Source organism: Blautia marasmi (assembly GCF_900258535.1).
Taxonomy (GTDB): Bacteria; Bacillota; Clostridia; order Lachnospirales; family Lachnospiraceae; genus Blautia; species Blautia hominis.
Window position 1 is genome coordinate 4,248,032 of record NZ_OIWX01000001.1, and the last position, 20,076, is coordinate 4,268,107.

Annotated in this window: 13 protein-coding genes and 1 riboswitch; of the genes, 9 read left to right on the plus strand and 4 right to left on the minus strand. The window is 48.2% G+C overall.

Annotation, left to right across the window (positions count from 1 at the left end; translation table 11 throughout):
• Positions 1-283 precede the first annotated feature (283 nt).
• Positions 284-2,344: a methyl-accepting chemotaxis protein gene (locus tag C6P39_RS18425; protein ID WP_330407091.1), complete on the plus strand. Its 2,061-nt coding sequence runs from the start codon at positions 284-286 to the stop codon at positions 2,342-2,344.
• A gap of 217 nt (positions 2,345-2,561) precedes the next feature.
• Here C6P39_RS18425 and C6P39_RS18430 read toward each other — a convergent pair whose 3' ends face one another.
• Positions 2,562-2,900 carry a transporter gene (locus C6P39_RS18430; RefSeq protein WP_095170802.1) on the minus strand — a complete coding sequence of 113 codons (339 nt, stop codon included), beginning with the start codon at positions 2,898-2,900 and terminating at the stop codon, positions 2,562-2,564.
• Between the two features lie 507 nt (positions 2,901-3,407).
• Between C6P39_RS18430 and C6P39_RS18435 the strand changes: the two genes are divergently transcribed.
• From C6P39_RS18435 to C6P39_RS18470, 8 genes are all read left to right on the plus strand, one after another.
• Complete coding sequence (locus C6P39_RS18435; protein ID WP_104805984.1) at positions 3,408-8,051, plus strand: hybrid sensor histidine kinase/response regulator; 4,644 nt, start codon at positions 3,408-3,410, stop codon at positions 8,049-8,051.
• Between the two features lie 35 nt (positions 8,052-8,086).
• Positions 8,087-9,781 carry an adenine deaminase gene (ade, locus tag C6P39_RS18440; protein WP_104804760.1) on the plus strand — a complete coding sequence of 565 codons (1,695 nt, stop codon included), beginning with the start codon at positions 8,087-8,089 and terminating at the stop codon, positions 9,779-9,781.
• Positions 9,782-9,884: 103 nt separating this feature from the next.
• Positions 9,885-11,408, plus strand: coding sequence for a CoA-acylating methylmalonate-semialdehyde dehydrogenase (locus C6P39_RS18445; RefSeq protein ID WP_095170795.1), 1,524 nt, complete (start codon positions 9,885-9,887; stop codon positions 11,406-11,408).
• Between the two features lie 91 nt (positions 11,409-11,499).
• Positions 11,500-12,411: an AraC family transcriptional regulator gene (locus C6P39_RS18450; protein WP_095170793.1), complete on the plus strand. Its 912-nt coding sequence runs from the start codon at positions 11,500-11,502 to the stop codon at positions 12,409-12,411.
• Positions 12,412-12,621: 210 nt separating this feature from the next.
• On the plus strand, positions 12,622-14,022 hold the full coding sequence (locus C6P39_RS18455) for a Na+/H+ antiporter NhaC family protein (protein ID WP_104804761.1): 1,401 nt from the start codon (positions 12,622-12,624) through the stop codon (positions 14,020-14,022).
• A gap of 60 nt (positions 14,023-14,082) precedes the next feature.
• Positions 14,083-14,155, plus strand: a riboswitch (Fluoride riboswitch).
• 81 nt (positions 14,156-14,236) lie between these two features.
• Entirely contained in the window at positions 14,237-15,457 is a 1,221-nt protein-coding gene (locus tag C6P39_RS18460; protein WP_095170789.1) for a chloride channel protein, read from the plus strand.
• A 117-nt stretch (positions 15,458-15,574) separates the two neighbouring features.
• Entirely contained in the window at positions 15,575-16,774 is a 1,200-nt protein-coding gene (locus C6P39_RS18465; protein WP_158661616.1) for a GGDEF domain-containing protein, read from the plus strand.
• Between the two features lie 16 nt (positions 16,775-16,790).
• Positions 16,791-18,008 (plus strand): GGDEF domain-containing protein, encoded by a 1,218-nt coding sequence (locus C6P39_RS18470; RefSeq protein ID WP_104804763.1) that lies wholly within the window; start codon positions 16,791-16,793, stop codon positions 18,006-18,008.
• Between the two features lie 45 nt (positions 18,009-18,053).
• On the opposite strand, the gene C6P39_RS18475 is transcribed toward C6P39_RS18470, so the two are convergent.
• From C6P39_RS18475 to C6P39_RS18485, 3 genes are read right to left on the minus strand one after another with little or no spacing between them, the layout of a single operon-like run.
• On the minus strand, positions 18,054-18,917 hold the full coding sequence (locus tag C6P39_RS18475; protein WP_095170783.1) for an EamA family transporter: 864 nt from the start codon (positions 18,915-18,917) through the stop codon (positions 18,054-18,056).
• Between the two features lie 52 nt (positions 18,918-18,969).
• Entirely contained in the window at positions 18,970-19,557 is a 588-nt protein-coding gene (locus C6P39_RS18480; RefSeq protein ID WP_095170781.1) for a 4Fe-4S binding protein, read from the minus strand.
• A complete protein-coding gene (locus tag C6P39_RS18485) occupies positions 19,554-19,760 on the minus strand; it encodes a 4Fe-4S binding protein (protein ID WP_095170780.1) in 207 nt (68 codons plus the stop codon). The genes C6P39_RS18480 and C6P39_RS18485 overlap by 4 nt, the downstream gene beginning before the upstream one ends.
• Positions 19,761-20,076 lie beyond the last annotated feature (316 nt).

The window sequence follows — 20,076 nt, forward strand, 5'->3', positions numbered from 1 at the left end:
AAAATTATAGGAAATAAGTGAACAAAAATATAATATTCAGATTAATTTGAAAATATTATCATAAAGCAAGAAGTTTAGTCATTAGAAATACCTATTATAAAGTTCTGTTATTCTTTCCCTCATGTTTTAGTAAAACCGGCAGAAATTTCCACCACATGGGCAGAAGGTGTTTGGGGCCGGCACAGAGGCACTGCTGCCAAGCTGCAGGGTTTCACAAGCCATGCCCGGTTCACCGCAGGGATAAAATAAAAGAACAAAAGCGCTGAGGGAGGATAATGGGGTTATGGACATGGAGAAGAATACAGAGAGATCAAAAGCACATACAGAAAACAGAGGGGGAAAAAGAAAAGGGTCAATTGTCTGGAAATTAAGTTTTAATCTGCTGGTGGTCCTGATACCAGCCCTGGTGATCATGATCGCGGCAGCCTGCGTGGTGGCATCCCAGTCTATTTCCCAGCTTAACAATAAGCTGCTGGATGTACAGACGGATTATGCCATTTCCATTGTGGACGATTTTTTCAAGGGAAAGATAGCCGCTGCCAGTATGTATGAGAATGACGGTATGCTGATCAGATACTTCAATTCTGTGGAGAACGTGGATGATATTGAGAAGTATGGAGAGAAAGAATCCCTGACCCGCGAGCTGTCGGAGGTATTGGAACGGATGTCCGGCGAGAAAGTGATGCAGGTATGGGTGGCAGATGAAAAAACGGACAATTACCTGTTCTCCTCAGGGGATACAGGGAAAGCAGGTATGGCAGATCTGGAATGGTACGAGATGGTGATGGAAAGCCGGGAACCTATAGTATCGGACCCTTATCAGGATGCTTTTTCCGGGGAGACGGTGATATCGGTTGTGGCTCCCGTCTTTTCCGATGAGGGGTCAGATATCATTGGATTTTTTGGACTTGATGTGACTATGGACAGCCTGTCTGAACTTCTTACCGGGATAAAAGTGGGTGAAAACGGCTACATGGAGCTTCTCTCAAACTGTTCAGTATACATCTACAGCAATGACAAGACATCCGTCAACAGAAATGTGGATGAGCTGGACATAACAGAGGACTATAAGAAAAAGGTACGTGAAAATTACAACGGAACCTATAGCTTTGCATACAGGGGGATTGACTATACTGCCATATTCAGAAACAGCCAGACAACAAAATGGCTGGCGATCGCCACACTGCCGGTTTCGGAGATGAATGCCACACGCAGCCATCTGATACTGTTGATGGCAGTGCTGTCTGTACTGATCCTCCTCCTTCTGATCATTGTGATCGTGGCGGTGCTCCGCAGGATGATGCAGCCTCTGGCAGAGATCAGCAGTCAAATGGAGCATTTCGCAAAGGGCAGACTGGATGTGGACATAGAGATTCAGAGAGACGATGAAATAGGGCGCCTGGCGGGTAGCATTCGCAGGACCATCAGTTCCCTGAAGGATATGATCAGCGATGTGTCTTACATACTGGGGGAAATTTCCAACGGAAACCTGGATGTGGAGATGAAAGGCAGTTATATGGGGGATTTTGTACATATTAAGGAGGCCCTGGAGCAGATCACAACAGCCTTGAATGCTACGCTTGGACAGATCAGCAATGCTGCAGAGCAAGTGTCAAGCGGTTCCAGCCTGGTTTCTGACGGTGCCCAGTCACTGGCACAGGGCGCATCGGAACAGGCCGGTACTGTGGAGGAGCTTGCCTCGGGTATCCATGAAATCTCTGAGCAGATAACATCCAATGCTGCCAATTCAGAGAATGCCAGTAAAAGGGCTTCCGCAGTGGGGAGAGAGGCAGTTGAGAGCAACAGCCGTATGCAGGAGATGCTGACAGCCATGGAGGACATCAGGAGGAGTTCCCAGAAGATCGGTGATATTTTAAAAGCCATCGAGGATATTGCATTCCAGACAAATATCCTGGCGCTGAATGCCTCTGTGGAGGCAGCAAGAGCGGGTGAGGCGGGCAGAGGTTTTTCTGTCGTGGCCGGTGAAGTCAGAAACCTGGCATCCAAGAGCGCCGAGGCTGCGAAGAACACCACGGAGCTTATCCATAACTCCCTGAATGCAGTGGAACATGGGACAAAAATTGCAGATGATACGGCAAGATCCCTGCAGAATGTAATGCGGGGGGCCGGTGAAGTGGCAGAAGCCCTGAATGAGATCTCAAAGGCATCCAGCGGGCAGGCTCATTATGTAGAACAGGTGACCAGGGGGATTGAACAGATTTCCAATGTGGTGCAGGATAATTCGGCTACCGCGGAGGAGAGCGCAGCAGCCAGTGAAGAACTCTCGGCACAGGCGATCCTGCTGAAAGACCAGATTGGAAAATTTCATATAAAAGAGAACTGATCACTTACCCCTTTATTGGCAGGAGCAGGAGACGATGATCGTAACCGGAGACGAGACCGACTATGATCACAAGAGCGGATAGTTACGGGAGACCTGCTTCCGTGCCCTGTTCAGTCGGGGCACAGGGACATAAAATAGCTGACAACTCCTGCATGGAGCGGTCAGCTATTTTTTTCTGCATTAGAGCCGGCAGTGGGGTTTGCCGGAGGCTGTGATCTTAATCCTCTTTTCTTCTCAGAAATTCCACAAAGGCAAAAATGATGGAAATGACTGTGAGGACTGATACGATCAGTTCTGCCATGTTATTGGCGTAATCTGTCTTTGAAGGCATGAGGGCACCCAGGATCAAAAAATAGACACACCATATAAGGCCAATAATGAGCAATAAAAACGTAAGGTATTTTAATGCAAGGGCGATCTTGTTTATGAACCGCTGGTTGGATGCCCTTTCTTTTTCCGTATATTCTTTTTTCAAAAGCTGCTTTATTCCGGCAAGCAAAAAACCGATCATAACACCCGAAGTCAAACCCATGCAAATATCATAAAAAATGCCCATATCTTACTCGTCTTTCCGGAAAAACAAATCTGTTTTCCTTACACCGTTGTTTACAAAGTCATATCGTTTCATTAGTCCGCTCCCCCTTTTTGATCAATAAACGTAACTATTCAGTAGGTCTGCGCATTCACTGCGCTGACCGTAGGAAAGTGTACCACGGCCAAGCAAAAATCCCATCGCCAAAGGCGATTCTGCATGGATTTTTGCCTGTAACTGAGAGGGTACTGAACAGTTACCAATAAACATATTATACTGTTGTTTCACAGTATACGCAATGAAAAGTCTCTGGCTTATCCCGCATTTTATGGGTTTGGACAAATGGAGGCTGGCAGCGGTCATGTTCAAACCTGGTTTTTGTGCGTATTTTGGTGATGTTCTTTTCAAAAAGATTGCAGATTTATGCTTGTTATGATAAAATTAAAGGAAATATGTAAAGAAAAATGGAATTTTCAGACCAATTTAAAATATTGTTATGAAGTATGCAAAAAAGGTAAGGGAGGTAGCGTCATGATACGGGAAGTTTCTCTTTCCGCAGACCAGGTAAAGGCACTGATGGATCATGCACCCATGGCTGTCTGTGTCAGTTCAGCGGATACATATAAAATACTGTACGCCAACCGGCTGGCACGGGATATATTTATGCCGCAGGAAGGGGCGGAACAAAGGTGCTGTTACCAGGTGGCAGGCTTTGATGAGCCGTGCCGGTTTTGCCGGGAAGACAAAATGAGCAGAGAGGTACTGCTGACCCGGGAGTATTATCATCCGGTCAATGGCAGGATCTATCAGCTCAGTGGCAAAATGATCGAATGGAATGGAGAAGCTGCGCATATTGAGTATATACAGGACATTACGGACAGAAAACGGGATGAGGAGCAGTCCGTTGTACTGAAAAAGGAACTTCAGACTACTTTCTGCAGCATTCCCTGCGGACTCTGTGTTTATCGCTATGACGGAGAAAAGATCTTACCGGTGTTTCACAACCCTGCCTTTTACGAAATTATGGGGTATTCCAAGGAACATATCCGCATCATTGAGAAAAAAACCAGTTATATGGGGGTTCATCCGGATGACTGCGGTCTGCTTCAGGATAAGATTCAGAAAGCAATACACAGCGGACAGACCATGGAGCATACATATCGTGTCTGGAATGACCGGGAAGAGGCGTACCACTGGATCCAGCTTGAGGCCTCTGTAAAAACACAGCCGGATAAGACGAAGCTGCTCTATGGAGTTTACAAGGACGTAAGCGAAAAGATACAGATGGAACAAGAGCTTATGGCTGCAAAGGACAAGATGCAGGATATTGTCAATGCCATTCCCGGTGGGGTTGCTATTTACAGAGTATCCGACATTTTTGAAACCATCTATTTTTCTGACGGCGTACCGGAACTGACAGGATATACGGTCGAGGAATATCAGGAGATGATAAAACGGGATGCAGCGGAGATGACCTACCGGGAAGACACGGAGATGGTGGTTTTGAAGGCCATGGAGGTCATACAGACCCATAAAGTTTTAAAGTTTGAATTCCGCAAACTGCATCGGGACGGACATATTGTCTGGGTCCGTGCCCATGTGAAATGGATCGGGGAGGACCACGGCTGTCCGCTCCTCCACTGCGTTTTCCATAATATCTCGGATCTGAAAGAGACTCAGCTTGAGATGGATCATCTGGTAAACTCCATACCGGGAGGGATTGCCAGCTATCGGATAGAGGGAGATAAGATCACGCCCATCTTTATATCAGACGGTGTTATGGCACTTTCCGGACACACCAGAGAGGAACTGCAGCAGTATGACGCATTCCGAATGATTTACGAACAGGACAGAGAACGGGTGCTGTCAGCCATGCGGGCGGCCCTTGAAAATGGCAAAGTCCTGGATGTGTCTTATCGGATGCGGCATAAAGACGGAAGTCTGATCTGGATCCATCTGAGGGGCCGGAGAATGGATACCTATGGGGAAGTAATGGGATTCTATGCGGTCTTTACCGGGATGTCGGCAGAAGCCAGGCTGTTTCAGAGCATTGCAAACGATACGGCGGACGGGATTTATGTCATTGCAAAAGAGAATTACGACCTTCTCTATGCCAATGAGTCAAAGATGCTGTTTGAAGGAGGGAATAAACGTCTGGGGCAGAAATGTTACTCAGCCCTCCACGGAAAAGACACGCCCTGTGAATTCTGTACCCAGCAGGAGCATCAGCCGGATGGGGAAGTCCACCGCATGGTGGACAGGGAAAATAACCGCTGCTATAATGTCCGCTTCCGCGAGACGGACTGGAACGGCATTCCGGCCTATATCAAATACGTGAGAGACATCACAGAGGAGGTCAAGACACAGGACGAAAAAGAAAGGCTGGAGCAGTATTTCCAAACCGTGCTGAAGTATCTGCCCGGAGGTGTGGCTGTCATGAGATATGAGCAGGACGGCACAATGATACCGGAATTTTTGTCCGAGGGTTTTGCTGAAATGACGAAGATGACCCGGGAACAGGCATGGGAAATTTACCGAAAGGATGCCATGGCCGGCGTACACCCGGAGGACAGAGCGTTTGTGGATGAACAGATGGAAGCGTACCTTGCTGTGGGGAAAGGCCATTGCGAAATGGTATACAGGCTGCAGGCAGGTGACGGTGGTTATGTGTGGGTGAAAAACACCTTGTCATTGATCAAAAGCGTCAATGGGGAACAGCGCGTGTATGCCGGATACCATGATATGACCAGGGAACGGGAGGAAAAAGCGCAGATACGAAAGCAGTATAATGACTTGATCCTGCAGCATTACCGCACCCCCGGACCCAATGCGCTGATCGTGGGACATTGCAGCATAACCCAGAATAAGATCCTGGAGATCATTGATTATACGGACTCTGATCTTTTGAAAACCTTTGGGGATGTAAGGGAAACGTTTTTTACGGGCATTGCCGGGCTGGTGGAAGAGCCTGATATGCGGCAGGCTTTTCTGGATACCTATCTGAATGCGCCGGCCTATGAGGCGTTTAAGAAGGGGGATACAGAGCAGATACTGGAGTGCTATGTAAAGTTGCCGAAGGAGCAGCACGGCCGTTATGTGCAGTTCAAAGTAAATCTGGTGGAAACACCGGATACGGGCGGTGTCACCGGAATCCTCACAGTGACGGACATCACTGAGCAGACCATATCGGAACGGATACTGCGGCAGCTTTCAGTGACCAGCTATGATCTGGTGCTTGATGTAGATCTTCTGAACGACAGCTACACAGTCCTTACCAGTGACGGCTCTGCCGGCGATTATCCTAACTCCCGGGGCTGTTATTCCCGGAAGGTCACAGAGATGTATCATTCCAGGGTAGTGCCCAGGGATAAAGAAAATGTCATAAAGATGCTTACCAGGGAATACATGACAAAACGCCTGAAAAGGGAAGACAGTTATTCGTTCCATTTCTCCATCATGGATGAAAAGGGGGAAGTCCTGACAAAGAATATGACAGTTTCAGCCATTGATCTAAGGCTTGGGCGTGTATGTCTGTCCAGAACGGATATCACAGACTCGGTGCGGGAACAGCAGAGTATGCTGAATGTAGTGGCCTATACGTTTGAACTCATGGCCTTTGTGGATGTGAGCGGCGGACATGTGACTATGTATACCCGTCAGACGGTGCTGGAGAACCTGTCCCCTTATATTTTAGATAATTACAGGGATCTGGTAAAAAGTATTACGGATTTTTATATCACCAGTCAACTGGAGAGAGAGGAGGAGGCGTATTTTGACCTGGATAATATGCTGAGACACCTGGAAGAAAAGCCGTCAGGCTATGATTTTGTACTTCCGTACAAGTCCAGGGAGGGAATGCGGTATAAGCAGATCAATGTGCTCTGGGGAGACAGAAGCCGCAGAAGGGTCTGTATGGTCCGGGCGGATGTGACGGACATGCTGGCAGCAGAGAGAAAGGCAAAGGATGCCCTGCAGGATGCGCTGGCTCTGGCGGAGGAGGCGAACCGGGCAAAGAGCGAATTCCTTTCCTCCATGAGCCATGATATCCGGACACCCATGAATGCTGTAATAGGCATGACATCCCTGGCTGCCGCCAATCTGGACGACAGAGGGAGGGTGGAGGACTGTCTGAAAAAGATATCCTCTTCATCCAAATATCTCCTGAGCCTTATTAACGATATTCTGGATATGAGCAAAATCGAGCGTTCCAAGATCATACTGAACCACATGCGGATATCTATGCCTGAGCTGCTGGAGGAGCTGTCTGTCATGATGGAGCCACAGGTGGAGGCAAACGCCCTGAAATTTCATATGGAGTCTAAAGGGATCAGACACGGGATCTTTTATGGGGATAAGCTTCGTATCAATCAGATCTTGATAAATATTCTGAGTAATGCCATTAAATTTACACCGGAAGGCGGCAGTGTGGATTTTCTGGCGGAAGAGACAGAACTTGACTGTGGGGACGCCCGGGTGTGCTATCGGTTTACTGTCCGCGATACAGGCATTGGCATGACGGAAGATTTTGTGGAGCATATCTTTGAGGCGTTTGCGCGGAACAACAACATCACATCGGTGGAGGGCACCGGGCTGGGACTGAGTATTACCAAGGGTCTTGTGGACCTTATGGGAGGCAGGATATGGGTTAAGAGTAAAGTGCACGAGGGCAGTACATTTTGTGTTGAGCTTAGATGTGAGGCAGTACCGGAGAAAGAAGATGCAGACCGGGGATTGGATGCCGTGACCAAGGAAGAGAATGCCGCCAAAACACTGACAGGGCGCTGCTTTCTGGTTGCGGAGGACAATGCCATCAACTCGGAGATCCTGTGTGAACTGCTTAAAATGCAGGGGGCAGTAACCGTGGTAAAGACAGATGGTATACAGACCGTCGAAGAATTTTCAAGGGCGCAGCCCGGAACTTATGACGCGGTGCTGATGGATATCCGTATGCCGCGTATGAATGGATATGAGGCGGCCCGTGCCATCAGAAAAATGGAGCGGGAGGACGCGCTGGCCATTCCCATCATAGCAATGACGGCAAACGCTTTTGCGGAGGATGTGCAGGAAGCCATGGATGCGGGGATGAATGCCCATGTAGCAAAACCGATAGACGTGAATATACTGCGGGATACCCTGACGGGACTTTTGGCAGGACAGGATTTCAGTGATAAGTGAAATGATCTGGTTCGTGGATTATGGGAGATGATAGAGTGAAGTTAGAGAGATTTAAAAAATGTTCAGATATTGCCCGAGGTTTGGAAAAAGCAGATTTTGTTTTGAAGGATGCGAAGATTGTCAATGTTTTTACAGAGGAGATCATAGAGGGGGATATTGCCATAGCGGACGGCATGATCGCCGGGATCGGCACATATAAGGGCATCCGGGAAAAGGATCTGAAGGGGAAATATGTGTGCCCCGGATTTATTGACAGCCATCTGCATCTGGAATCTACGCTGGTGACACCAAAAGAGCTGATTTCCCAGGCTGTTTTGTGTGGGACCACTACTTTTATCGTTGACCCGCATGAGTCGGCTAATGTAGCCGGGCTGGCCGGGATTGACTATATTTTGAGGGAAACGGAGGAAGTCTCCGCCAATGTGTTTGTCATGATGCCGTCCTGTGTACCGGCTACGGGCATTGATGACAATGCGTGCAGGATCACCGCGGATATGATGGAGCCTTATCTTAAAAATGAGCGCATCCTGGGCCTTGGGGAGGTTATGGACTATATCTCTGTGGTGGAAGGTGATCCGCAAATGCACGAAAAGCTGCAGCTCTTTGAGAGGAGGGTGCGGGACGGACACGCGCCGTTTCTTCAGGAGCCGGATCTCCAGGCCTATGTCATGGCAGGGATTTCCACGGACCATGAGTGCTCGGAGTTTGCCTATGCCTTGAGGGAGCGGAGAAACGGAATGACCGTTCACATACGCGAGGGCAGCGCTGCCAGAAATCTGAAGGACATTGTACAGGGGATCGTAGAGGAGCATATGAGTACAGATGGTTTCTGCTTCTGCACAGATGACAAGCATATTGAGGATATAAAAAGAGAAGGCCATATAGACCATAATGTGAGAAAGGCAGCTGCTCTGGGAATTGATCCGGTCCACGCTATCCGGATGGCGACCATCCAGGCGGCCAAGTGCTACGGGCTGTCCCGCATTGGGGCAGTGGCGCCGGGGTACCAGGCGGACCTTCTGGTGCTGGATGACCTGGAGCAGGCGGCAGTCCGGGAGGTTTACTACAAAGGGCAGATCGTGAAAGCGGAAAATGCCTGTCCGGTCCATACCTGTCCTTTGGAACTGAAAAATACCGTACATGTAAAGGCGTTCACAAGAGATAAACTGAAATATACCGGTTCCTTCCCCTGCCATGTCATTTTGATGGAAGAAGGACAGATCACCACAAAGGATATCATGGAGGAGGAGATCTGTCAGGACCATCTGGAGGGGAATGGGAAGATACAGAAAATAGCGGTGGTTGAGAGACACAAACATACCGGAATGGTGGGAGTGGGATTCGTGAAGGGATATGGCCTGCAGTGCGGAGCCGCAGCTTCCAGCGTCTCCCATGATTCCCATAATATAATCGTCATCGGCGACAATGATGAGGATATGGAACTGGCTGTCAGGGAACTGATCCGTACCCAGGGAGGGTATACGCTTGTGCACAGCCATCAGATCTATGAGACACTGGAGCTTCCGATCATGGGGCTTATGACAGACATGGGGTTTGAAAAGGCCAACCAAAAGCTGGAAAAAATGATTCAAAAGGCACATGAAATGGGTGTGCCAAATGGGATGGATCCGTTTATTGCGCTGTCCTTTATGGCACTGCCTGTTATCCCGGAGATTCGGATCACCCCCAGAGGAATATACTCCGTTACGGGTAATGCCTTTTATACCTGATCCTGCAAGAAATAAGTTGAACTGACGAAGACAATCTTTTATAATGGAGTTATCAAAAAAGAGAAATGGAACTGATAAGCAAGCCTGAAAAAGGAGGTCAGAAATGAGCGAGATCAAGAGAATGAAATACCTGGCAGGAGGGCAGTGGCTGGATACGAAATCCGGAAAGTACACACCTGTGTACAACCCAAGCACCGGTGAGGTGCAGGCGGAGATCCCAAGCTGTACCACAGAGGAAGTTGCATATGCCATTGAATGTGCAAAGAAAGCATTCCCGGCCTGGCGTGACACCCCGGTGATGAAGAGAGTGCAGGTCCTTTACAAATTCCGTGATCTGCTGGACCGGCACTGGGATGAGCTGACAGAGTGCTGTGCAAGAGAACACGGAAAGAACTGGAAGGAATCTGCCGGTGATATCGCAAAAGTAAAAGAACCTGTGGAGCTGGCATGCGGAACCCCTACCCTCATGATGGGAGAATCCATGATGGATACCTCCAAAGGATATGACACCGTCAGCTACCGTGAGCCTTTGGGTGTATTTGCAGGGATTGCCCCCTTTAATTTTCCGGGTATGATCCCCATGGGGTGGATGACGCCTATCTGCATTGCAACAGGCAATACCATTGTCATCAAAGCAGCCTCCAAGACACCTCTGACCGCCCTGCGCTGTGCAGAGCTGTGGCAGGAGGCAGGCCTTCCGGACGGTGTGCTGAACATTGTCACCTGTACCAGACAGGAATCCGAACAGTTCCTGACACATCCCGATGTAAAAGGGATCTGTTTTGTAGGTACCACAGGTGTAGGAAAACATATATACGGCATCGCGGCTGCCAACGGCAAACGGGTACAGGCACAGACGGAAGCCAAGAACCATGCCCTGGTGCTGGAGGACGCGGCTTTGGAGCGTACCGCAAGAGGGATCATCAATTCCGCCTTCGGCTGTGCGGGAGAGCGCTGTATGGCTCTGCCCGTGGTGGTTGCCCAGGAGAGCATTGCGGACAAACTGGTTGAGCTGCTGGTGAGATTCGCAGGTGAACTGAAAGTGGGACCGGCCTATGACAAGACAACGGATCTGGGTCCGGTTGTGGATGCTTCCCACAAAGCAAAGGTAGTCAAATGGATCGAAAAGGGAGTGGAAGAGGGGGCACGGCTTGTCCTTGACGGGCGCGGTATCACGGTACCCGGATATGAAAACGGTTTTTACCTTGGCCCAACCATTTTTGACCATGTGACAGAGGATATGGCGATCGGACAGCAGGAAATTTTTGGTCCGGTCCTGGCTGTGAAGCGCTGCAAGGATTTTGAAGAGGGGATTCAAATGATGAACCGCAATCCTTTTGCCAACGGAAGCGTTATTTATACCCAGAGCGGTTATTACAGCAGGGAGTTTGCCCGCCGCACAGATGGCGGAATGGTGGGAATCAATGTGGGCATCCCGGTCCCGGCAGGTATTTTCTCATTCAGCGGCCACAAGGACAGTTTCTTTGGCGACCTGCACTGTCTGGGCAAGGACGGTGTTCGGTTCTTTACGGAGATAAAAGCAGTCACTACCCACTGGTTCGACGAGGAGGAGAAAAAAGCGAAAGAAGTGGATACCTGGGAAGGTTCTGTGGGAGGCAGTATGTAATGCCCCAATACCAATCCAAACAATAAATAAGTAATGAACGCGGTTCGCAGGAAAATTTCTGCGGACCGTTTTGCAGAGAGGGGGATTCGCAGTGAGGGATATTACGAACATAGAGTTTCACACAGGGAGCAAGGAAGAGAGACTGCCCGGATTTGCCCCTGATTTTCCCTATATTGCCTCCCGTGCGGAGCTGGATAAATATATAGGACGGTTTGTACCGTGGCACTGGCATAAGACTGTGGAATTGTTTTACGTGGAAAACGGTGTGTTGGAATATACCACCCCTAAAGGAAAAACGGTCTTTCCCGCCGGCTATGGCGGAATGGTGAATTCCAATGTTCTGCACATGACAAGAGCAGGTTCCAGGGAAGAAAAAAATGTGCAGCTTATCCACATTTTTGACCCTTCTTTCATAGCAGGGGAGCAGGCCAGCCGGATAGAGAAGAAATTTGTCCTGCCTGTTGTGACAGCTTCACAGTTGGAAATCTTTGTACTGCGCCCCCATATCCCTGCGGAAGAAGAGGTTTTGAACCTGCTTCGGGCTTCCTTTGCCTTGTCGGAGCAGGAGTGGGGATATGAAATAAAACTGCGGGCAGTGCTCTCGGAAATATGGATAAAGCTGTTCTCCCTGTCCATCCCGGTTCTTGAGGAAAAAGGAGAGTGCAGTAATTTTGATGATAAGATAAAAATGATGATGATCTACATCCACGAGCATTATGCCGAAAAAATCACAGTGGCAGAACTGGCGGCCGCAGCGTTTTCCAGCGAACGAGAATGTTTCCGCGCCTTTCATGACTGCCTGCAGATGACGCCGGTGGAATACATGCAGACCTATCGTCTCCAGATGGCATGCAGGATGCTGGCAAAAGGAAAAGAAACGGTCACAGCAGTCAGCCATGCCTGCGGGCTGGGAAGCAGCAGCTACTTCGGAAAAGTCTTCCGCAGCTATACGGGATGTACTCCCACGGAGTATCGCCGCAGATGGCAGGATAGTGATACATAAAGGCAGGAATCAGATAGTTTTTTAAATAAAACTGTACTAAAATGATACTTGTGAAGGACAAAAACTTCATCATAACGGGGCCGGGCTGGCTGACAGCCGGGTCCCTTCCTCTTTTTCTTTTTTTTCTTTGCGGGAGGGAATGAAGGATACTATGAATAAAGCTCCTTTGAAAGCCGGATACTATAGTTTAAAGTTTAAACGAGGTGCGGCATGAAAAATAAGGAGAAAAAAACACGCAGGCCAAACAGGGTAGAAGCGCTGTCCTGTCTTATTGTGATGATTCTTGTAATGCTGATCGGTACAGTAAAGGGATTTGATCTCTCGGTATCTCTTTTTATCACAGCGGCTTATGTGGGGATCATAGGATTAAACTGCGGATATACTCTGCACGAGCTTTTGGAGGCAATGTATCACAAGGCCGGAGAACTGACCGACTTATTTTTTCTTTTGTGCGGGATTGGATTTCTGACGGCTTCTTTTGTATTTGCAGGTACCATACCTGCCCTGATCACTTATCTGCTGAAATTTGTGACGCCCGGTCTTTGTATTTTACTGGGGTTTTTGTTTACCGCAGTCACAGCTTTTTTCATTGGCACCAGTTTTGGCACCTGCGGAACCATTGGGGTAGCTATGATAGGGCTTGCCATTGTAATGGATGTGAATCTTCCTGCAATGGCCGGAGCGGTGGTGTCTGGGTCGCATGTGGGACTGTTTCTCTCACCTATGGCGGATAACTTTAATCTGGTTGCGTCAGTGACAAAATCGGATTCCCTTACGGTAATGAAACGTGCTGCTTATATCGGGATACCCACTTTTCTTGCGTGTATCCTATTCTATACCATATTAGGGTTTGCAACCGGTTCTTCACAGGGGGTTTTTGACAATGCCCTGCTTTCAGACGGGCTGGCCTCTGTTTTTAATATCAGTCCCATAGCCCTGATCCCTATAGTGGTGGTGGTTGCAGGCAGTTTTATGAAGCTGCCTTCTGTGGTATCTTTGTTTGGGGGCGGTATGATCGGGATCGCCATTGGTGCCCTGCTGAATGGTTTTTCTTTCTGGAAAGGGCTTGCCGCCGGTTACAGTGGTTTTGACCTGACTACTATTACCGGCATTTCCACAGATGCTGTGTTACCGGAGATCGTTACGCTGTGCAACCGGGGCGGTATGCTTTCCATGTCCTCTCTGTTTGTGATCTTGTTTGCTGCCGTGGGAGTTGCCGGCATTATGATAAAGATTAAAGTGGTTGAGGTGATCGTGGAGACTTTGTTTGGGAGGATCCGTTCCCTTTTTGGCCTTGCAGTCAGCAGTTGGTGTATCGGCACCATTACGGGGGCGATCACCAACAGCTCTGCAATATCCATACTTATGCCCATAGAGATGCTGGAGGAAAAATACAGGGAGTTCGGATATTCGGCCCTGGATTGTGCGGTGGTATCCAACACGGCCGCAAGCCCCATGCTCAGTATCATTCCGTGGACAGACGTGGCTGTTTATATGTCCGGCGTTGTGGGCGTATCCGCCGCAGTCTATGCACCTTACAGTATGTGGAGCTGGGGACTGGGGCTGATGGGCATACTCTGCAGTATTTTTAAAGCAGGTTATAAAAGATGACCGGGGACTGCTGCTGGGTTGTACATTGACAAGTTAAAATGAACATGGTATTATTCAATATAGTTTTAAGGGAATGAGGTTCTCCCGTGGATGATTCCAAAAGTGCGTGTATGCTGATGACTTCTGTGTAAAAACAGGGTTATCAGCTTTTTTGTTGGGCAGAAGCATGGAGGGGCGAACGTTTATTACCGGGAACAGACAGAGGAGGAGAAAGATGAATCACAGAGTAAAAAGAATGTATCAGACTTACAAAGAATTATTCCTTCTGGGACTGCTGGGAATCCCCATTGGATTGGTCATAGGAGGGATTGATGCGGTGTTCGGAAGAGTACTGCTGGCGATCACTGATCTCAGGGACGGTCATCCCATGCAGCTTATCCCGTTTTTGGCTTTGGCAGGCGCCCTGATCGCCTTCTGCTATCTTAAATTCGGGGGGAAGAGCAGTAAGGGTATGAACCTTATTTTTGAAGTGGGGCATGGCGAGGAGGAAGTGATCCCGTTAAAGCTGATCCCGTTTATCATTTCCGGGACATGGATCACCCATTTGTTCGGCGGAAGTGCCGGGCGGGAAGGCGTGGCAGTGCAGATCGGAGCCACATTTTCCCATTGGGTGGGCAGGAAGATCCCGCTGAAAAACAGCTCCCATATTTTTCTGGTAACAGGAATGGCAGCCGGGTTCGCCGGCCTGTTTCAGACGCCTATAGCGGCGGTGTTTTTCGCAATGGAGGTTCTGGTTGCCGGAGCGCTGGAATACCAGGCTCTGTTTCCCGCTGTGACGGCTGCGTTCACGGCCAGTGCAGCGTCAAGTTTTTTGGGGCTGGAAAAATTTTCGTTTGCACTGACTACACAACTGGATCCGGATATTCCCAATATGGGAAAACTGGTACTACTGGGAATCCTGTTTGGGATTGTAGGAGGGGCGTTTGCCTGGACGTTAAAATATATGAAAGGAAAGCTTGCCGTGCTGTGGAAGCAGCCGGTACTCAGGATTTTTTTCATGGGGCTGATCTTGAGTGCCCTGTTGCTTATACTCTATAAAGGCAGATATGCAGGTCTCGGAACGAACCTGATCCATGCAAGCCTTTATGGTGAGAAGATTTACGGGTATGACTGGATATTAAAATTCCTTCTTACCGTACTCACATTGGCTGCAGGCTTCCAGGGCGGGGAGGTGACCCCCCTATTTTCCATCGGTGCAAGCCTTGGGGTAGCAGCAAGCCCGTTGTTTGGCCTGCCTGTTGAATTTGCCGCGGCACTGGGGTATGCTGGTGTCTTTGGGAGCGCCACGAATACGTTCCTGGCACCGGTGCTCATTGGTACGGAGGTGTTTGGATTTGCTTATCTGCCGTATTTCTTTGTGGTATGCACGTTTTCCTATTTGTTTAATCTGAATAAATCTATTTATTCCCTCCAAAAGATAAGGGACGGGCGTTGACAGGGCAGAAAAGTGCGGGGCAAAAGACTGGAATTGTGCGAAGTGAAACGGTTGTTATTTTACCCCGTATTTGATATACTTTATGGATATATGAAGCAAAATAAGGAGGGAATTTCATTGCCATTCTCTTTCTATATGGGCTGGTGGCTGCTCATACCCGTTTGTCTCTCCCTGCTGTATGGCATTATCTCTCATCATGTGCTGCAGATTATGGAGTATCCGCAGAAAGATACAATTTTAGGGCGGCTGGGGAATTCCCTGCCGGCCTTATTCCTGTTTACATTGTGGAGCATCATAATTATTCCACTGCCTGTGTTCTATATTCTGGCCTTTTTTACTAAAGTGATCCGGTTATACCGCAGGGGAGAGAGCCGTTCCAGGGAACTGTTCCTGATTAATATTACCCATCTGACGACAATGGCTTTGCATATGGTTTTGATCGGTGTGTTCTCTCTGGCTGTACAGACTTCAATGAAAGAACTTCTGCAGTATCCTTTTTGGCGGATCCTCACGATCAGTATGGTATTGATCATAAATAATTTGGTTGCGCTGCTGCTTCCCAGATGGGAGACCATTATGGGGGTGCTCCGTACACAGGCCGAAAGCGCAGAGGTTCGGCCTTTTATGATGTTTTTATGGTTCTGCAATATATTCCTGCTGCTGGACAGTATCCTGTGTATGGCAGATGTAGGCTGGGATCTGCTGCCTTTGTTTTTAGTGGGCAGTACCGTATTGATGGAATTTTATCTGATACGGTTTTTGCGGCATCTCTATTTGGTATTAAAGGTTTACTACCTGGAGGAGGAACACCGCCGTCTGACTAAGGAGCTGGAACAACAGAATCAGGATGCGGCGGTACTGCGAAGCAAGAGTGAACAGGATTCCATGACCGGTATTTATTCCAGACAGTATCTGATAGATAAGGCGAGAGAACTGCTGGAGAGGAAGGTGCCGTTTTCCTTTGTCTTTATTGATCTGGACCATCTCAAGCGTATCAATGACAGGGAGGGGCATCATGCGGGAGATATCTATCTCATTCAGTTTACTGAGGAATTTGCTTCCCATCTGCGCGATACGGATATATTTGCCAGAGTGGGAGGGGATGAATTCGTTGTATTACTTCTGCACTGCGTGGGAGAGAAGGCCATAGAGCGAATGGATCTTATCCGTTCCCGATTGACCGTAGATCTTAAACCGGGATTTTCGTTTAGTTATGGTGTCAGCTATGTTGCGGAGGATACGGCTGACAGCCTGGAACAAATTTTCCACAAGGCCGACCAGGCTATGTATCGGGATAAACAGACAAGGAAATACTAGGAAAGGAGGGGAACACATGGGCTTACTTTTGCTGACCGCGCTTACCTATTTTTATTTTCATTGGCAGTATTTTTTTCTGGCGGCTGAGCTGCGAAAGATGACGCGCCGGCGTTTTGGAATGGTTCTCCTCAGTTTTATACTAAATTATCTGTTCTTTGTGATATGCAGTGTTCTGGAATTTCCATTAATTATCAACTGGTTTCTTTTTGCCTTCCTTCTGTTCTTTGAAACGCTGCTCTATGATCAGGGGGACAAGCGATGCGCATACTTCAGTTCTTTACTGGGAATCCTCTATGGCCTGTCTGTGAATATTTTCTGCCGCAGCGTCATAGCCATTGGCCTGAACCAGCCGCTGCAGAATTTTGATAATCATACAAGCAGTGTGGGGAATTTAAAGGGAGTACCTGTTTTACTGGGATTTTTGCTGGCCGGAATGGTGTTTTTGATCATGAGACATCCGGTGGTGATGGAACGGCTCCGCCTGATCCTGGTACATCCCGGCCATCAGTCTTTTTTGCTGGAGATCATGACAGGGCTGCTTTTTTATCTGTTCCTGAATCTTTTGCTTTATGCGGCGCCGTTCAATGATCTTCTGTTAAAAATGTGGAGTATTAAATCCTGTTTTTTCAGTGTTGTGGGGATTTATATAGCCATCCGGTATACCAGAAGGATATGTGAGCTTGACGATTACCGGGAAAAAAACCGGCAGATGGAACAACAGCTGGAAGAACAGCGGCAGGAGGAAGAACTTCTGCGGCTGCAGACCACTATTGACCCTATGACCGGTTTTTATAACCGGCATTATGCGGAAGAGAAGATTGCTTTTCTGATGGAACATAAAGCTGATTTTATTCTTTGTTTTCTCGATTTAGACGGGCTGAAGAGGGTAAATGACCAGTATGGACATGAGGAAGGGGACCGTTATATCCTGACCGTGACCGAGCAGATCCGGAATGTCTGCAGAAGCGGCAGGGACCTGCTGTTTCGTTATGGTGGGGATGAATTCCTGCTTTTGTTTGAGAAAGTGACACGGGGGAAAGCAGAGGAGAGGATAGAACAGCTCAATGAAAGGCTTTGTTCCATAAGCAGACAGAATGGGTTTTCGTATCCCCTGTCTCTCAGTTACGGTGTGGTGGAGGGTACCGCGTATACAGACTGGAAGGAACTGATCCGGGCAGCTGACAGGAAAATGTATATACAAAAACAGGAGAAAAAAATGGCCCGGGACCTCTAAAGCGTGTCTGAAACAAGACCGTAAGCGTTGGTCCCGGAATCTGTTTTACAGCAGCATGAGTAATGTGCCTGCTGTGATCTGAGCAAGTCCGGCTGCTGATCTCAGGGATAGTTTCTCGTGAAATACCAGGTAGGAAAAGAAAACCGTTACCAGTATACTCAGCTTGTCTATGGGAACGACCACACTGGCAGGTCCATCCTGCAGGGCTTTATAATAACACAGCCAGGAGCCGCCGGTGGCCAGCCCTGACAGGAAGATGAACCCCAATTCTTTTTTAGGTATATGCCGCAGTTCTTTTTGTTTGCCTGTAACTACAACCATGATCCAGGACATTACCAATACCACACCGGTGCGGACAGCAGTTCCCAGATTGGATTCCACATGGGAGATGCCTATTTTTCCAAGGATGGCAGTCAGGCTGGCAAACACTGCGGAACCTAAGGCGAAAAACAGCCAGCGGTTGCTTTGAGGAGCCGGCTTTGAACCCTTGTCTTTCTTTTCGATCATCATATAGGTGCCAACAGCGATCAGGACCACCCCAATTCCCTTAAACAGGGTGATCTTTTCCTGAAGCAGGACGGCGGCCAGCAGGATTGTCATGATCGTGCTGGATTTATCCACAGGGACTACTTTGTTGATATCGCCCAGCTGTAGGGCTTTAAAGTAGCATAGCCAGCTGGCACCTGTGGCAAGGCCGGACAAGGTCAAAAATAAGATGGTTTTTAAATCTATATTTTTTATCTGACTCTGAGAACCGACCAGAAACACCATCAGCCAGGAAAAAAGCAATACCACAATTGTGCGCAGAGCAGTGGCAGCAGTGGAATCTGTCTTCCGGATTCCGCATTTTGCCAGTATGGACGTGAGGCCTGCAAAAAGAGCAGACCCAAAAGCAAAGATGACCCACATGAATTCTTCCCCCGTGTTTTTTCTTTCATGATAGCATTAGGGGATGGGGTGGTCAAGGTGTGGATCCCTCTTTATTTTTCAATTTACATATGGTCTGTGTCATTGTCCCCATAGGGCAGAACGTGCACCAGCTCCTTGGCTTATAGAGCAGCATCACGATCAGACCGATCAGGGTTGAGGTCAGCATAAGGCTGTAGAACCCAAAACTAAATTTTGCCACCCAGTCTGTAACCGTACCGGCTGTATAAGTCCAGCCCCAGGGAACTTTTATAGTCCAGAATAACTGGATCACCTCTTTTAAACTGTTGGCTCCGGATGCCACAAGCCAGGTCTGGAATACCATATTGCCGAACATGGTAAGAAAGAAGAGGAGAAAGCCATAGCGGAACCATTTGGAAACCATCCATCCCGGGGTGGTTTTATTTCGTGAACATTTGAGGGAGCTGCCGAGAAGATGAAAGAGCTGGCCTCTGCCGCACATGTGATTACAGAACCATTTATTTCCTCCGAAGGCAGCGATCATGAGGGGAAGCAGAAAGTCGATCATTCCAAGCCAGGCAAATAAGATATTAAAAAATCCCAAAGCAAAGTAAACGATGGACCATATCCAAAGATAATCATACCAGTGTTTTGTTCTCATTTCTGTTCACCTCGATTCCTGATCTGGATACATCCCGCCGGACATATCTTAGCACATTTGCCGCACCCGATACATTTATCCGGGACAGGGGCAGCATAGCATCCTTTCCATATATGTACAGCATCTTTTGGACAGACATTCATACATGCGCCGCAGGCGACACATCGGTTTTTGTCAACTACCGCATATTTTTTTGAGGGCATATTTGTGAACTCCTTATTTTTGATGTGACTATGATACTATAAAATAGATTTGATTTCTGTGACTAAATTACAATTTCCTTCACTGGTTTAAAATACGGACAGGAGGGGATTGGTATATAGATTGTACCGATTAGGCTTATTTTACATATAATACAAAAAAAGAGAAAGTATCAATATATGATGGATCATTTGATTTTATTCCTAAAACTTCATTCTTTTTTTCCCGGAACCGGATTCCCGGAAAAGGGGTGTGATCATATAAAAAGTGCCGTGCGGTTCCGCAGCTGGCGGGAAAATGCTTTAATAGCCGGCACAC

Coding starts and splice junctions, on each gene's coding strand:
- C6P39_RS18425 (WP_330407091.1), top strand. CDS start 284: ATGGACATGGAGAAGAATACAGAGAGATCAAAAGCACATACAGAAAAC.
- C6P39_RS18430 (WP_095170802.1), bottom strand. CDS start 2,900: ATGGGCATTTTTTATGATATTTGCATGGGTTTGACTTCGGGTGTTATG.
- C6P39_RS18435 (WP_104805984.1), top strand. CDS start 3,408: ATGATACGGGAAGTTTCTCTTTCCGCAGACCAGGTAAAGGCACTGATG.
- C6P39_RS18445 (WP_095170795.1), top strand. CDS start 9,885: ATGAGCGAGATCAAGAGAATGAAATACCTGGCAGGAGGGCAGTGGCTG.
- C6P39_RS18455 (WP_104804761.1), top strand. CDS start 12,622: ATGAAAAATAAGGAGAAAAAAACACGCAGGCCAAACAGGGTAGAAGCG.
- C6P39_RS18460 (WP_095170789.1), top strand. CDS start 14,237: ATGAATCACAGAGTAAAAAGAATGTATCAGACTTACAAAGAATTATTC.
- C6P39_RS18470 (WP_104804763.1), top strand. CDS start 16,791: ATGGGCTTACTTTTGCTGACCGCGCTTACCTATTTTTATTTTCATTGG.
- C6P39_RS18475 (WP_095170783.1), bottom strand. CDS start 18,917: ATGTGGGTCATCTTTGCTTTTGGGTCTGCTCTTTTTGCAGGCCTCACG.
- C6P39_RS18480 (WP_095170781.1), bottom strand. CDS start 19,557: ATGAGAACAAAACACTGGTATGATTATCTTTGGATATGGTCCATCGTT.
- C6P39_RS18485 (WP_095170780.1), bottom strand. CDS start 19,760: ATGCCCTCAAAAAAATATGCGGTAGTTGACAAAAACCGATGTGTCGCC.